Annotated in this window: 16 protein-coding genes; 7 read left to right on the forward strand and 9 right to left on the reverse strand. The window is 66.9% G+C overall.

Going from position 1 to position 13472, the window contains the following annotated elements; translation table 11 throughout:
* Positions 1-65: 65 nt before the first annotated feature.
* The 8 genes from Q9R14_RS08635 to Q9R14_RS08670 all read right to left on the reverse strand — a co-directional run bounded on the left by Q9R14_RS08635 (position 66) and on the right by Q9R14_RS08670 (position 6433).
* Positions 66-926 carry a hypothetical protein gene (locus Q9R14_RS08635; RefSeq protein ID WP_306002066.1) on the reverse strand — a complete coding sequence of 287 codons (861 nt, stop codon included), beginning with the start codon at positions 924-926 and terminating at the stop codon, positions 66-68.
* Between the two features lie 233 nt (positions 927-1159).
* Positions 1160-2605, reverse strand: a complete 1446-nt coding sequence (locus Q9R14_RS08640) for a M20/M25/M40 family metallo-hydrolase (protein ID WP_306002067.1) — start codon at positions 2603-2605, stop codon at positions 1160-1162.
* A gap of 43 nt (positions 2606-2648) precedes the next feature.
* Positions 2649-2888: a DUF3297 family protein gene (locus Q9R14_RS08645; RefSeq protein ID WP_045810378.1), complete on the reverse strand. Its 240-nt coding sequence runs from the start codon at positions 2886-2888 to the stop codon at positions 2649-2651.
* A gap of 84 nt (positions 2889-2972) precedes the next feature.
* Positions 2973-3113 carry a hypothetical protein gene (locus Q9R14_RS08650; RefSeq protein ID WP_155965911.1) on the reverse strand — a complete coding sequence of 47 codons (141 nt, stop codon included), beginning with the start codon at positions 3111-3113 and terminating at the stop codon, positions 2973-2975.
* 86 nt (positions 3114-3199) lie between these two features.
* A complete protein-coding gene (locus Q9R14_RS08655; RefSeq protein WP_306002068.1) occupies positions 3200-4120 on the reverse strand; it encodes a hypothetical protein in 921 nt (306 codons plus the stop codon).
* Between the two features lie 17 nt (positions 4121-4137).
* Positions 4138-4719, reverse strand: a complete 582-nt coding sequence (locus tag Q9R14_RS08660) for a DUF6468 domain-containing protein (RefSeq protein WP_306002069.1) — start codon at positions 4717-4719, stop codon at positions 4138-4140.
* Entirely contained in the window at positions 4719-5762 is a 1044-nt protein-coding gene (gene fliM / locus Q9R14_RS08665) for a flagellar motor switch protein FliM (RefSeq protein ID WP_017504455.1), read from the reverse strand. Before fliM ends, Q9R14_RS08660 begins: the two co-directional genes overlap by 1 nt.
* Before the next feature lie 2 nt (positions 5763-5764).
* The gene (locus tag Q9R14_RS08670) at positions 5765-6433 is read right to left on the reverse strand and encodes a flagellar basal body-associated FliL family protein (protein WP_306002070.1); all 669 of its coding nucleotides are present in this window, start codon (positions 6431-6433) and stop codon (positions 5765-5767) included.
* A 180-nt stretch (positions 6434-6613) separates the two neighbouring features.
* Between Q9R14_RS08670 and flgF the strand changes: the two genes are divergently transcribed.
* The 7 genes from flgF (at position 6614) to Q9R14_RS08705 (ending at position 12432) form a co-directional block, all read left to right on the forward strand.
* The gene (gene flgF, locus Q9R14_RS08675; protein WP_055754136.1) at positions 6614-7354 is read left to right on the forward strand and encodes a flagellar basal-body rod protein FlgF; all 741 of its coding nucleotides are present in this window, start codon (positions 6614-6616) and stop codon (positions 7352-7354) included.
* Positions 7355-7368: 14 nt separating this feature from the next.
* Positions 7369-8157 carry a flagellar basal-body rod protein FlgG gene (gene flgG, locus Q9R14_RS08680; RefSeq protein WP_174085936.1) on the forward strand — a complete coding sequence of 263 codons (789 nt, stop codon included), beginning with the start codon at positions 7369-7371 and terminating at the stop codon, positions 8155-8157.
* A 4-nt stretch (positions 8158-8161) separates the two neighbouring features.
* Positions 8162-8776, forward strand: coding sequence for a flagella basal body P-ring formation protein FlgA (locus Q9R14_RS08685; RefSeq protein ID WP_306002071.1), 615 nt, complete (start codon positions 8162-8164; stop codon positions 8774-8776).
* 12 nt (positions 8777-8788) lie between these two features.
* On the forward strand, positions 8789-9511 hold the full coding sequence (gene flgH / locus Q9R14_RS08690; protein WP_055803887.1) for a flagellar basal body L-ring protein FlgH: 723 nt from the start codon (positions 8789-8791) through the stop codon (positions 9509-9511).
* 143 nt (positions 9512-9654) lie between these two features.
* Positions 9655-10083, forward strand: a complete 429-nt coding sequence (locus Q9R14_RS08695; protein WP_306002072.1) for a hypothetical protein — start codon at positions 9655-9657, stop codon at positions 10081-10083.
* Positions 10084-10094: 11 nt separating this feature from the next.
* Complete coding sequence (locus Q9R14_RS08700) at positions 10095-10595, forward strand: hypothetical protein (protein ID WP_306002073.1); 501 nt, start codon at positions 10095-10097, stop codon at positions 10593-10595.
* Positions 10596-10644: 49 nt separating this feature from the next.
* A complete protein-coding gene (locus Q9R14_RS08705) occupies positions 10645-12432 on the forward strand; it encodes a DUF885 family protein (protein ID WP_306002074.1) in 1788 nt (595 codons plus the stop codon).
* A 9-nt stretch (positions 12433-12441) separates the two neighbouring features.
* Here the strand turns inward: Q9R14_RS08705 and Q9R14_RS08710 are convergent, their stop codons facing one another.
* Positions 12442-13440: a cysteine synthase A gene (locus tag Q9R14_RS08710; RefSeq protein WP_306002075.1), complete on the reverse strand. Its 999-nt coding sequence runs from the start codon at positions 13438-13440 to the stop codon at positions 12442-12444.
* Between the last annotated feature and the right edge of the window lie 32 nt (positions 13441-13472).

Genomic DNA, 13472 nt, shown 5'->3' on the forward strand with positions numbered 1-13472 from the left:
TCCGTTGCGTCTACCAGTTTCGCCACGCCCGCGAGCCGAACCGGCTCTATAGCCGCGTTCGGCCGCTATCGCCAAGGCGAGGTCAGTCGACGTTCGCCGTCCTCGACGATGGAGACGTCCCTGAACTCAAGACGCTGCGCCTCGTCGGGACGAAGGCCGGTGTTGACCATGAACAGGACGAAGTCGTGGAACTGCTCGCACTCCTCGCGCCACCGTTCCTTTTTCGGGTTCTTTGCCCTCTCCCGCGTCGCTTCGTAGAGCCGCTTGTATTCCTCGGGGGAGAACCAGGCCCGATGGCTGATCTTCCCGGACGCCCGATAGGGGTTGCTCATATCGGGGAGGGCCGAAATCCAACCCTTGCGGTTGGCGCTCTTCAGGATCTGTCGGAGGCAGACCATCTCGTTGTGGAGCGTCTGCCGGCTCGGACGCTTCCAGGCCTTGGCCTTGCCGATCCGCTCCCGACCGTCTGAGACGAAGCGCACCCGCTGTGGCTCCTCGGGAGGTGTAACCCGCTGAAGCCGATAGTCCTGAATCCGACCTGCAGAGACCTCGGAGATCGGCAGGTCGCCGAAGAACGGGTTCAGGTAGAGCCGGATCACCCTACCCTTGCTCGCGACGTACTGAGCGTTGCGCTCGCCCAGCGTCATCGCCGCGTACTCCTTCTCGAACGCCGCGGCAGCCTCGCGGAATGTCTTCTCGCCGCTTCGGCGCGGGGCGATCCGCTCCGGAATTACGACCATCGAATTTGGAGCCGTCGGCAACACGCCGTGCCTCCGCAACCGGTCCTCGGCTACGCGATCGAGATACCAGTCTCGGGCGAACTCTCGCGCGTAGGCGATGTTCGTTTCCTTCGTCGACTGACGATAGTTGCGACCGCTCAGGTACGTCGCGCACTGCCAGAAGCGGCTGTTCTCGCGACGGTACACATGGAGCTTTCCATCCATGAGGGAGTGAGACTCCGACACATGACCTCCTTGCCGCTCACGGCAACTGTGTAAGGCATGTGTAAGTCTCTACTCCTCCTAACCCATTGATTTAGATACGTAAATCTACGGTAGTGGGTTTTAAGTCTGCTGCGTCTACCAGTTTCGCCACGCCCGCAGCCCGGTCTGGCCCGGTTCGGCTCCTATAGACGGAACCGGGCCGGGTCTCCAAGTCGTCAGCGTGTCGGGATCGACGGCGTGGTCGCGGGCCTCATCGCCCGGAAGTCCACGTCGGAATCGGCGATCAGCCACAGCAGGCCCGCCCATGCGGCGACATTCTGATTCAGTTGCGCCGGGTCGATCTTGTCCAGGGTGTCGTTGGCGGTGTGGTGCAGATCGAAATAGCGGGTTCCGTCCTGAGCGAGGCCGAAGAAGGGTACGCCCAGCGGGCCCATGGGTCCGACATCGACGCCGCCTTCGGTCTCGACACGATCCGAGGCCAGGACGCCGATCGGATAGAGGACGCGGGTCGCGGCCTTCTGGAACTCGGACCCTTGTGCGCCGGCGGGCAGGCGCAGGGCATAGACGCGGTCGGCGCCGAAATCGCTCTCGCCGGCGATGATGTGCTTGTCCAGCGCCGCGCCCTGGCCGCGCGCATAGACGCCGCCGCCGTTTCCGGTCTGGGCGGTCGGCTGAGCCACTTCTTCCGAACCGTAGAAGATGACGCGCAAGGTGCGGGCCGGACGGCGGCCGCTGTCGGCGATGGCCTTGGCGGCGGCGACGGTGATGGCGCCCCCTGCCCCGTCATCGATGGCGCCTGTGCCCAGGTCCCAGCTGTCCATGTGGGAGCCCAGGACGATGATCTCGTCGGGGCGCGTGGCGCCCGGCAGATCGCCGATCACATTCTGGCTGGTGGTGCGATAGGTGCGGGCGGTCGAGGTCAGGCGCATGCGTACCGGCTGGCCCAGGGCGACCAGGCGGCTGACCTGATCGGCGTCGGGCGCGGCCAGGGCGAAGGCGGGAATGGTCGGCTTGCCGTCGACATAGCGGGTCGTGCCGGTGTGCGGCATCCGGTCCTCGTCAGAGCCCACCGAGCGCATGACAAAGGCCGCCGCGCCCTTGGCCGCAGCCACGCCGGGGCCGGCGCCGCGCACGCGGGTCTGAGGGCCATAGCCCGAGCCGTCCTGCATTGGGTGCATCTGACCCAGATCGACATAGACGATCTTGCCGCGGACGGCGGCCTCGGGCGCCGCCTGCAGGTCTTCGAAGGTGGAGAAGCGCACGACCTCCGCCTCGACGCCGCCCCTCGGCGTGGCCGGAGAGTGGCCCAGAGCCGCAGCGACCAAGGCCTGGGCGTTGTCGCCGACGATGGCGGCCGAGCTTTCGCCCCTCTCCCATCCGACCAGCGGGAACTCTTCGATGCGGACGTTCTGGAAGCCGTTGGCGCGCAGATAGTCGGCGGCCCAGGCGGCAGCCTGCTGCTCGGAGCGCGAACCCGCCGGGCGCGCGCCGAACCGCGTCGTCAGCTGGGTGACATAGTCCATGGCGATGTTCGTACGCATCGCGGCGTCGCGCACGACGATCGCTTGCTGCACCGTCGCCGCATCCTGAGCATGGGCCGCCGGGATAAACGCGACAAGACCCAGGGCGACGGCGCTGGCGGTCAGCAGACGGATGGACATAGGCAGGCTCCGGACTCAGATGAGAGCCGGACCCTAGGTAGGTTCAATCGTTCTGGAAATAGGGTTCGACCGGACCCTGCAGTTTCACGGTCAGGGCCTTGCCCTTGCGATCCACGCGGTTGCCGAGCGCCAGACGGACCCAGCCTTCGGAGACGCAATATTCCTCGACATTGGTCTTCTCTTCGCCCTTGAAGCGAATGCCGACGCCGCGTTGCAGGACTTCGGCGTCGTGATGCGGGCTGGACGGGTCGACCGAAAGGCGATCGGGGGGCGTGTCGGACATGGCGTTGGTCGGGCTCAGATCTCGGGAAGGCGCGGTGATAGACGCGCAGGCGCGCCCTGCCAATCCGAAACCGGGCTCAATGAACTACGGCAGCAGGTGATAGTGCTGGGCGACAGCGGCCATCATCACGGTTCCGACCGCCGGAACGGCGAGTATGATGGCCCGGCGCATGCGGTGCGCGACGTAAAGCAGTTCGCCGATCATGGCGCGGATCCTCGATGTCATCGCTCTCTGACGGAGCGTTCGAAGATCATCGGTCGAACAGCGCGCGCTGTCGAGACGAAACGTCAGCGCCGAGATCACACTTAAGGTTACTGCACAGTTTGACGGGGCTGGGCGTTGGGGGCGGCTGACGGCTGATAGGCCTGCGGGCCGGTCGCAGCGGGAGCAGTCGCAGGCGTGGCGGCGGCACGGCGTGGCGGCGTCGCGGTCGGGCGAGCCGCCGGTCGCGCAGCGGGACGGTTGGCGGCCGGGCGCGGCGTCGGACGGGTCGTCGGGGCGGCGGCGGGCTGAGCCGTCGGTGTCGCGGGCGGGGTCGTGGCGGCGGGCGCAGAAGCGGCGGGCGTCGCGGCCGGAGGCGTCGCAGCCTCGGCGGCGGCGGCGCGGGCCGCCATCTGCTGGGCCTGGAAGCGGGCGGCCAGCTTCTCGGTCAGCTCCTTGGCTTGCGGCGCGCTCATCTGGGCCATGATGGCGGCCAGGGTGCGCGGACGCATGGCGGCGGCGACCGGCAGGCGCACCCGGTCCTCCAGCGCGGCCATGACCGGGGCGGCCTCCTTGGGACGCATGGCGGAGTAGACCTGAACCAGACGGTCGATCTCGGCCTTCTCGCGCTCGTCCACCTGGCCGAGCATCTGCTTCATCTCGGCCTTCAAGCCTTCCAGCGCCTTGACCTTGGCGTCCAGCTTCTGCTCGGCGGCGACCATCAGCGGCAGGGTGGTGGCGAAGTCCTGATCCCGCGCGTCCAGCGCCGCCCGGCGCTGCGACAGCGACTGGATGATCTTGAGTTCGGCCGGCGAAATCCCCGCCTGCTGGGCCAGCTGTTCGGGAGACAGGGCGGAACAGGTTCCGGGCAGAGCCGGCTTGGGCGGCGCGCCGGCCGCAGCGGGAACCGCCTCCTCGGCCCAGGCTTTGGCCCCGTCGAACAGGCCGGGCGCGACGCCGACGGCGCGCACGGCGACGACCCCGCCGATGGCGATGGCGATCAGGGGCAGGATGCGGGGAAGGCGGGCCATGAAATGGGGTTCCGAACTCAGGCGGCGAACAGGTCGTCGTCGAGATTACGACGCGCGGCGTTGAGGCTTTGTTTGGCGGAATGGTTAGCGGAGCGTCCGGCCGTCAGGGCCTGAACGATGGCGGCGACATTGTCGCGCCCTGCGGGCGCCGCCGCTTCATTGCGACGGTTCGAAGAGGGGCTGGCCAGTCCCTGGATGCGTTGCGCCAGGGCGGCCATGCGCTCGGCCCGCTCCTCGTCTTCGGTTGCGGCCGGCGCCGGAGCGAGGGCGGCCGGTGTCGCGCGACGAACAGATTCGTCCTCGACGATCCGCGCCGGCGCCATGGCCGGCGCGCGGGCGATCAAGGTTTCCAGCTGGGCCTTGACCTCTCGCGCCTTGATGATCCGGTCGTGAAGCAGGTCCGTTTCCTGACCCGAGGCGCGAAGGGTGGCCAGGGCGTTTTCGGCGCGGCCGGCGGCGGCGTTCAGTTCGGTGACGGCCTGGGCGAAGGCCAGTTGTCCGGCGCGCAGGGCGGCCAGCTTGCGTTCCAGCTTGATGCCGTAACCGACCGCCGCGATCAGCAGCACCATCAGCACGCCGTCCATGATCATTCCGGCCATCAGACGTTCACTCCCAGGCGGGCGGCGACTTCCGGATTGACCGGTCCTTCGACGCGTATGGCGATGTGCTGGCCCTTGCGACCCATGCGACCCGTGGTCAGCGGGATGGAGCCGGCGCGGATCGAAACCTCGGAATCCGGCGTAGCGTTCAGCATCATCGTGTCGCCGACCTTGAGGTTCAGCACGCTGGACAGGGGCATTTGCTGTTCGTCCAGGACTGCGCGGACTTCGGTCTCGGTCGTCCAGATCTCGGTGGCCAAGTGGCCTTCCCAGATGTTGTCGCGGCCGAACTTCTCGCCCATGAACTGCTGCAGCAGCATCTTGCGGATCGGCTCCAGCGTCGCATAGGGCAGCAGCAGTTCGATGCGACCGCCGCGATCCTCCATGTCGATCCGCAGCTTGATCAGGATGGCGGCGTTGGCGGGACGCGCGATGGCGGCGAAGCGCGGGTTGGTTTCCAACCGGTCCAGGTTGAAGTGGACCGGGGTCAGCGGCTCGAACGCCTGGCGGGCGTCGTTCAGCACGACCTCGACCATCCGCTGCACCAGCACCCGCTCGATGGTCGTGTAGGGCCGGCCTTCGATGCGCAGCGCCGCCGTGCCGCGACGACCGCCCAGCAGCACGTCGACAATCGAATAGATCAGGTTGGAATCGACGGTCAGCAGACCGTAGTTGTCCAGCTCCTCAGCGCGAAACACCGCCAGGATGGCCGGCAGCGGGATCGAGTTCAGATAGTCGCCGAACCGGATCGACGAAATATTGTCCAGGCTGACTTCGACGTTGTCGGAGGTGAAGTTGCGAAGGCTGGTCGTCATCAACCGCACCAGGCGGTCGAACACGATCTCCAGCATCGGCAGACGCTCGTAGCTGACGAGCGCGGAGTTGATGATGGCCCGGATGCCCGAGCGTTCGGAACCGTCGTCGTCGCCCAGATCGAAGCCCAGCAGGCTGTCGATTTCATCCTGGTTCAGGACGCGTTCGGACAGGGCGTCGCCAGGATCACCCAGACCGCCGAACGGATCGAGTTGCGCCGCGTCGGTCATGCCTATTGCACCAGCATTTCTTCGATCAGCACGGCGTCGATCTTGCCCGGAGCGGCGATCAGATTGACGCGGCGCAGGATTTCGGCGCGCAGCTGATAAGTGCCGGCCGAGCCGCTGAGGTCCTCAGGGCGCAGTTCGCGCACGAAGCCGGTGAACATGTCCTGCAGACGCGGCATTTCTTCCTGCAGATGGGTCGCCACCTCGGCATCCTGCATCTCCAGCGTCAGCTTCAGTTTCAGGAAGGTCGGACGGCCGTCGGGCGACTGAATGTTCATGACCATGTCGGGCAAGGTGTAGAAGGTGACGCCATCCGGCCCTTCGGAAATGACGCCCAGCGCAGGATCGGCCTCGCCTTCCTTGCCGCCGCCGTGACCGCCGCCTTCCTTCTTCTCTTCCTTTTTTTCCGCCTTATCAGCCTTCTCTTCTCCGTGGCCGGCTTCGGCCTCGGGGCCGTGCGCTTCGGCGGGCTTGGGCTTCAGCATGAAGAAGGCGGCCGCGCCCCCGCCGCCCAGCACCAGCAAGGAGACCGGCGCGATGATGAACAGCAGCGGGATTTTCTTTTTCTTGGGCGCGGCGGCGTCGCCCTCGGCGGCCTCGCCTTCGGTCACGGCCGGCAGGTTCGCGTCGGCGTCGGCCGCAGGCGCACCCTTCTTCTTGCCGAACTTGAACATGCGCGCGCCCCGGAGACTCTCTCATGGCGAGGATCGTCCGGTTTGGTTAACGCGACGTTTACAATGGGCAGGATTTGCCGGGTCGGAAGCGGCCTGATCCTGCTCAAACCCGCATTCTACCTGAATTAACTCTGTTGGCACGGCCGTTGCGAGAGGCTGAGACGAAGGAGCACGCCTCTCGTGGAAAACGCCGCCTATATCGGACTGTCACGCCAGATGACGCTGCGTCGCGAACTGGACATCGTGGCCAACAACGTCGCCAACGCCAACACCACCGGCTTCAAGGTCGAGCAGCTGATGCTCGGAACCGAGATCGGTCAGCGGGCGCGCAACGACTCGATCCGCCCGTCGGCCAGCTTCGTGCTGGACAACGGTGTCGGCCGTGACTTCGGCCAGGGCTCGATGCAGCAGACGGGCCGCTCGCTGGACTTCGCCATCTCCGGCGAAGGCGCTTTCTTCACCGTGCGGGACGGCGCCAACGGCGAGGCCTACACCCGCGACGGCGCCTTCACCCTGGACCCGGAGGGGCGTCTGACCACCAAACAGGGTCAGGCCGTGCTTGGCGGCGGCGCGGAGATCGTGCTGGACCCGGCGCTCGGCGCGCCCAGCGTCGGCGCCGACGGCACAATCACCCAGAACGGACAGGTCACAGGCCGGCTGTCGGTCGTACGTTTCGATACGCTGGGCGTGCTCGAAAAGGGCGGCGACAGTCTCTACCGCAATAAGTCCAACGCCCAGCCGATCGAGGCCGCCGACGCCCAGGTTCATCAGGGCTCGCTGGAGTCTTCCAACGTCAATCCGTTGATCGAAATCACCAATCTCGTCGAGATCAGCCGCGCCTACGAGAGCATTTCCAAGCTGATCGAAAACACCACAGACCTGAGCCGCCGCGCCGTCGAGCGCCTCGGCAAGGCCGCTTAAGGGAGAGCCGGAACATGCGCGCTCTGAGAACCGCAGCTTCGGGCATGGCCGCCCAGCAGCTGAACGTGGAGGTCATCTCCAACAACATCGCCAACATGAACACGGTGGGCTTCAAGAAGCAGCGCGCCGAGTTCCAGGACCTGCTGTATCAAAACGTCGAACGCATGGGGGCCCAGTCCTCGGCCTCCGGCACCGTGGTTCCGACCGGCATCCAGATCGGCGCGGGCGTCAAGGCGGGGGCCGTCTATCGCGTTACCGAGCAGGGCACGCCACAGATGACCGGCAACCCTTACGACATGGCCATCGACGGCAAGGGCTATTTCCAGATCAGCCTGCCCTCTGGCGAAAAGGCCTACACCCGCGCCGGCAATCTGCAGGTCAATCCAGAAGGCCAGATGGTGACCGACGACGGCTATCTGCTGGAGCCGGCGATCACTATCCCGCAGGACGCGACCAAGGTGTCGATCTCCAAGACCGGTCTGGTTCAGGTGACCCAGGCCGGACAGCCCGCCCCGACCACGGTCGGGCAGATCGAACTGGCCAGCTTCTTCAACGAGGCGGGTCTGGAAGCCATCGGCGATAACCTGCTGCTAGAAACCGCCGCGTCCGGTCCGGCGATCGTCGGCACGCCCGGCGACGCTGGCTATGGCCAGATCATGCAGTCGTACACCGAGGCGTCGAACGTCGATGCGGTGGCGGAGATCAGCGCTCTGATCGTGGCGCAGCGCGCCTATGAGATGAACTCCAAGGTCATCAGCACCGCCGACCAGATGCTGTCCGTCGCCTCGCAAGTGAAGGGCTAGGGCCATGACCGTGATCCGTTCCCTGCTGCTCGCCGCCGCCGTCAGCGCCTTCGCCGGCGCCGCCCTCGCCAACCCCGTCGTGCTGCGCGCCAACCCCGTGGACGACGACGGTCGCGTCACCCTGGGCGACATCTTCGAGGGCGCGGGCGCTGCGGCCAATGTCGCCGTCGCGGAGCGCGTCGGTCCCTCGGTCGTGCTGGACGCCGGTCAGCTTCAGGCCCAGGCGCGCCAAGCCGGTCTGGACTGGAGCAATCCCAATGGCCTGCGCCGCGTCGCCGTGCGCCGTTCGGCCGGACCCGTTCAGACCGTGGCCGAGGCCGCGCCAACGGAAGCCGTCCAGGCTGCCCAACCTATCGCCCGCGCCGCCTATCGCCCCGGAGCCGCGCCGCAGGTCATCGCCCGCAACGATATGGTGCGCGTCACCTATCAGGTCGGCGGCGTGAACCTGGCCGTCATGGGCAAGGCCATGCGCAGCGCCGGTCTGGGCGAACCGGTCGCCATCATGAACACCACCTCCAATCGCGTCATCGACGCGGTCGCCTCCGGTCCCGGCCAGGCCATCGCCGGCCCCGGCGCCGACATGGCCCGCGCCAATCCCCAACAGTTCGCCGCCCGCTAGGGAATCCAAGTCATGCGTAAAGCCGTCCTGATCCTCGCCGCCCTCGCCCCGCTCGCCGCCTGCTCGACCGTCGCCGAAACGGTGCGCGGTCCAGAACTGGCCCCCATCGGCTATCCCGCCGCGCTGATCCCAGCGCAGCAGGCCTATCTGCCCGCGCGCGAGACCGCGCCGGCCAGCGCCAACAGCCTGTGGCGCACGGGCGCCCGAACCTTCTTCGGCGACCAGCGCGCGCGCCACATCGGCGACATCCTGACGGTCAAGATCGACATCGACGATCGCGCCCAGACCCAGAACTCGACCCAGCGCTCGCGCTCCAACGAGATCAACGCCGGCGTCAGCAACCTGTTCGGCCTGGAAAGCAGCCTGGGCCGGGCCTTCCCCGGCGGCTTCGATCCGTCGAAGATGGTCGGCATGGAAGGCGATCTGAAGTCGTCGGGCAATGGTTCGGTCACCCGCGCCGAAAAGGTGTCGCTGACCATCGCCGCCGTCGTCACCGACGTCCTGGCCAACGGCAATCTGGTGATCCAGGGTCGGCAGGAAGTGCGCACCAACCGCGAGGTCCGCGAACTGACCGTCGCCGGCATCGTCCGCCCCGAGGACATCTCATCGGCCAACGCCATCAACCACACCCAGATCGCCGAGGCGCGCATCTCCTACGGCGGTCGCGGCGACGTCAGCCGCGTCCAGGCTCCGCCCGTGGGTCAGGCGCTGGCGGAACGCTTCAGCCCGTTCTGACGCGGGCTGACCCTGCGGGTTGAACTGCTGACGGATAACCGCGTTCAAGGGAAATGCGGTCGTCCGATTCTCTTGCGGTCACAGCCGCGTCTGACGACATTGAAGGCGACGCGGCGCTGCGCGTCGTCGGCGGGGGCTGACACATGATGCTGATACTCTCCGCCCTGATGGCGGCCGCGATACAGACTGCGCCCGGCGCAGGCTGGACCTGGAGCCTGTACGAGGGCGAGGGACCGATGGTGCTGGCCAACGACATCCCCGACACCGCCAGCCTGCGCGCCACGCTGCAATGCCTGCCGGGTTCGGGCGCCGTCTCGGTCGCGGTCTATGGCGGGGATGCGTCCGCCGGCTTTGCCCGCATCACCTCGGGCGGGTCGACGGCGACCAGCGAGGCGCGCGTCGGGCGTGGCGGCAAGCTGGAGACGGCGATCCCCGTCGAACATCCCGCCTTTTCCGCCTTCGTGTCGAACGGCCGGATGACGATCGCCGTCGGCGACGACGCCAGTACGATCACCGTCGAACGTCCGCACATGGCCAAGCTGCGTCGCTTCGCCGATCGCTGCGCCGGCTGAGGAACTCACGCATGCGTCTTCGATTGATATCAGCCTTGATCGCCGTCTCGGCCCTTGCGGCTTGCGCGACCCAGGCCCCGATGCCCGCAGCCGGCTCTGCGGCGACCGCATCGGCGCCCACGCCCATGCCCGGTTACGACTGGTTTCTGAACACCGATGGGCAGGAGGCCACGCTGGCCTACGGCGTCGCCAACAGCGACGAGGTCAAACTGCGGCTCGCCTGTCAGGCCGGGTCCAGCGCGCTGGAACTGACGGCCGCCAGCGACAAGCCGGGCCGCGAAATCTATCTGGAATCCGGCGGCGACACCGAGCGCTATCGCGCCGCGTCTGAACCAGCCGTCGTACATGACGGCGAACTGCTGACGGCGCAGGCCAAGACCAAGGATCCGGTCTTCCAGCGCTTCCGCCGTTTGGGCTGGATCTCCGCCTGGGCTGACGACGAACGTCACGTCTACGCCGCCCATCCCGCCGCAAAGGTGCAAATCGAGCGGTTCTTCACCGTCTGCGGTTGACGCATCGGCTCTGCTCGGCTTGCGTGCCTCTCCTGACAGGAGGGGCGTCATGAAGATTTCTTATCTGGCTATCGCAGCCATGCTTGCGGCTGGTTCGCCGATCGCGGCCGCCGCGCAGACACCGCCCGCCGCCGTCGCGACCGCCCCGGCAGACGCCGCGCTGAACGCCGTCATCGCCGACTACGAGACCTATCTGAAGTCCGTCGATCCGATCTCGGCCGGCGGAGAGGGCGATTTGGAGGCGATGGGCCGTGTGCCTGACCTGTCGCGCGAGTTTGAACTGGCCCAGCGCGCGCCGCTGGAAGGGTTCGTGCGGCGGCTGACGGCCATCGCCCCGGCAAGTCTTTCCCACGCCGGCGGCATCAACCACGCCTTCCTGCTCTACACGCTTAACCGCAGCCTGGAAGGGTTGGACTACGACACCAGCCGCCTGGCGTTCGACTCCGAAGGCGGCCCCGGAACCTGGGCGCTCTACGTCGGCGGCAGCACGCGGCTGAACTCGGTCGCGGAGGCCGAGGCCTATATCAAGCGTGTCCGGGGCTTCGGCCAAATTTACGCCCAGACGACCGCCAATGCCCGGCGCGGCCTGGATACCGGCTTGGTCCAGGCGCGATCAGTGACCGAAAGCGCCCTGACGCTGGCGCGAAACGATGTGGCGATCAAGCCGGACGCCGAGCCGCTGCTGAAACCCTTGGCGACCCTGCCCTCGACCGTGTCTCAGGCGGATAAGGATCGCCTGACCGCAGCGGCGACGGCGGCGGTTTCGGGAACGATCATTCCCGCGCGCCGGGCCTGGCTGGCCTTCCTCGAGAGCGACTATCTGCCCAAGGCGCCGGTCCAGCCGGGCATCGGCAATCGGCCCGGCGGCAAGGCACTCTACGCCTATCTGGTGCGCGATCACACCACGACAGACCTGACGCCGGACCAGATCCACCAGATCGGTCTGGACGAGGTCGCCCGCATCCGCGCCCGCATGGATGTGGAAATGAAGGCGTCGGGCTGGACCGGCGACTTCGCCGGCTTCCTGAACTTCCTGCGCACCGATCCTCAGTTCTATGCGACCAGCCGCGAGGCCCTGTTGCAGCAGGCCTCGGAGATGGCCAAGCGCGCGGATGGCGGCCTGCCCCCTCTGTTCGCCACCCTGCCCCGCCTGACCTACGACGTGCAGCCCGTGCCGCCGCAGATCGAGGAAAACTACACCACCGGCCGCTACAACGGCGGTTCGATGCAGAACGGCGTCGCGGCCCATTACATCGTCAATACGTCCAAGCTGGATCAGCGCCCGCTTTACGAGCTGCCTGCCCTGACCCTGCATGAGGCCGTGCCGGGCCACCACCTCCAGATCGCCTTGCAGCAGGAAGCGCCCGGCCAACCCTATTTCCGCCGTCAGGCCAATGTCAGCGCCTATACCGAGGGCTGGGGCCTGTATGCCGAATATCTGGGCGAGGAGATGGGCTTCTATCGCACGCCTTACGAGCGGTTCGGCCGGCTGTCCTATGAGATGTGGCGCGCCTGCCGACTGGTCGCGGACACTGGCCTGCACTGGATGGGCTGGACCGAGGAGCAGGCCCGCGCCTGTTTCCGCGACAACTCGGCCCTCGCGCCCCACAACATCGAAACCGAACTTCAGCGCTATATCGGCTGGCCCGGCCAGGCCACGGCCTACAAGATCGGCGAAATCCGCCTGCGCGAGATTCGCGCGCGGGCCGAGCGAGAGCTGGGGTCGAAGTTCAACGTCCGCACCTTCCACGACGCCCTGCTGGTCGAGGGCCCGCTGCCGCTGGCGCTGCTGGACCAGCGGATGGACGCCTGGATCGCGGAGCAGAAGGCGAAGTGACTGTGCGGCCTACGCCCAGTCCGGCTCCGGCAAACCCTTTGACCGCAGGAATTCCGGGTTGAACAGCTTGGACGCATAGCGCGAGCCGGGATCGCACAGGCAGGTCACGATGGTCTTGCCTGGCCCAAACTCGCGCGCCAGCCGCACCGCGCCGGCGATGTTCACCCCCGCCGATCCGCCCAGCGACAGACCTTCATGCTTCACCAGGTCGAACAGGATCGGAAGAAACTCCGCGTCCTCGATCCGATAGGCGTAATCGGGTTTGAAGCCTTCCAGATTGCCGGTGATGCGGGCCACGCCGATTCCCTCGGTGATCGACGATCCCTCGCCCGTCATCTCGCCCTTGGTGAACCAGTTGAACATGGCCGCGCCCGCTGGATCGGCCAGGGCGATGGTCACATCCGGCTTCTGTTCGCGCAGATAGGCGCCGACGCCGGCGATGGTCCCGCCCGAGCCGACGGCCGAGACGAAGGCGTCGACCTGACCGTTGGTCTGCGTCCAGATTTCGGGGCCGGTCGTGTTGTAGTGGGCCTCGCGATTGGCGGTGTTGTCGAACTGATTGGCCCAGATGGCGCCGGCCTCTTCGCTGTCGTTCAGCTCCGCGGCCAGACGCCCGGAATAGTGGACGAAGTGGTTCGGGCTGGAAAAGGGCGCGGCGTCCACCTCGACCAGGCGCGCACCCAGCGAACGGATGGCGGATTTCTTCTCTTCCGACTGGGTGCGTGGAATGACGATGACGACCGGATGACCCAAGGCGGCGCCGACCAGGGCCAGGCCGATGCCGGTGTTGCCGGCCGTGCCCTCAACGATCGTCCCGCCGGGTTTCAGCGCGCCATACGCCCGCGCGCCCTGCACGATCGACAGGGCCGCACGATCCTTGATCGAGCCGCCGGGATTCAGAAACTCGGCCTTGCCCAGGATTTCGCAGCCGGTCGCGTCAGACAGGCGGTTCAGGCGCACCAGCGGCGTATTGCCGATCAGGTCGATGACGGATGACGTAGCGGACAAGGTTGGGCTTTCAGGCGAAGGTCGAGGACAGG

Source organism: Brevundimonas sp. C43, from assembly GCF_030732185.1.
Taxonomy (GTDB): domain Bacteria; phylum Pseudomonadota; class Alphaproteobacteria; order Caulobacterales; family Caulobacteraceae; genus Brevundimonas; species Brevundimonas diminuta_C.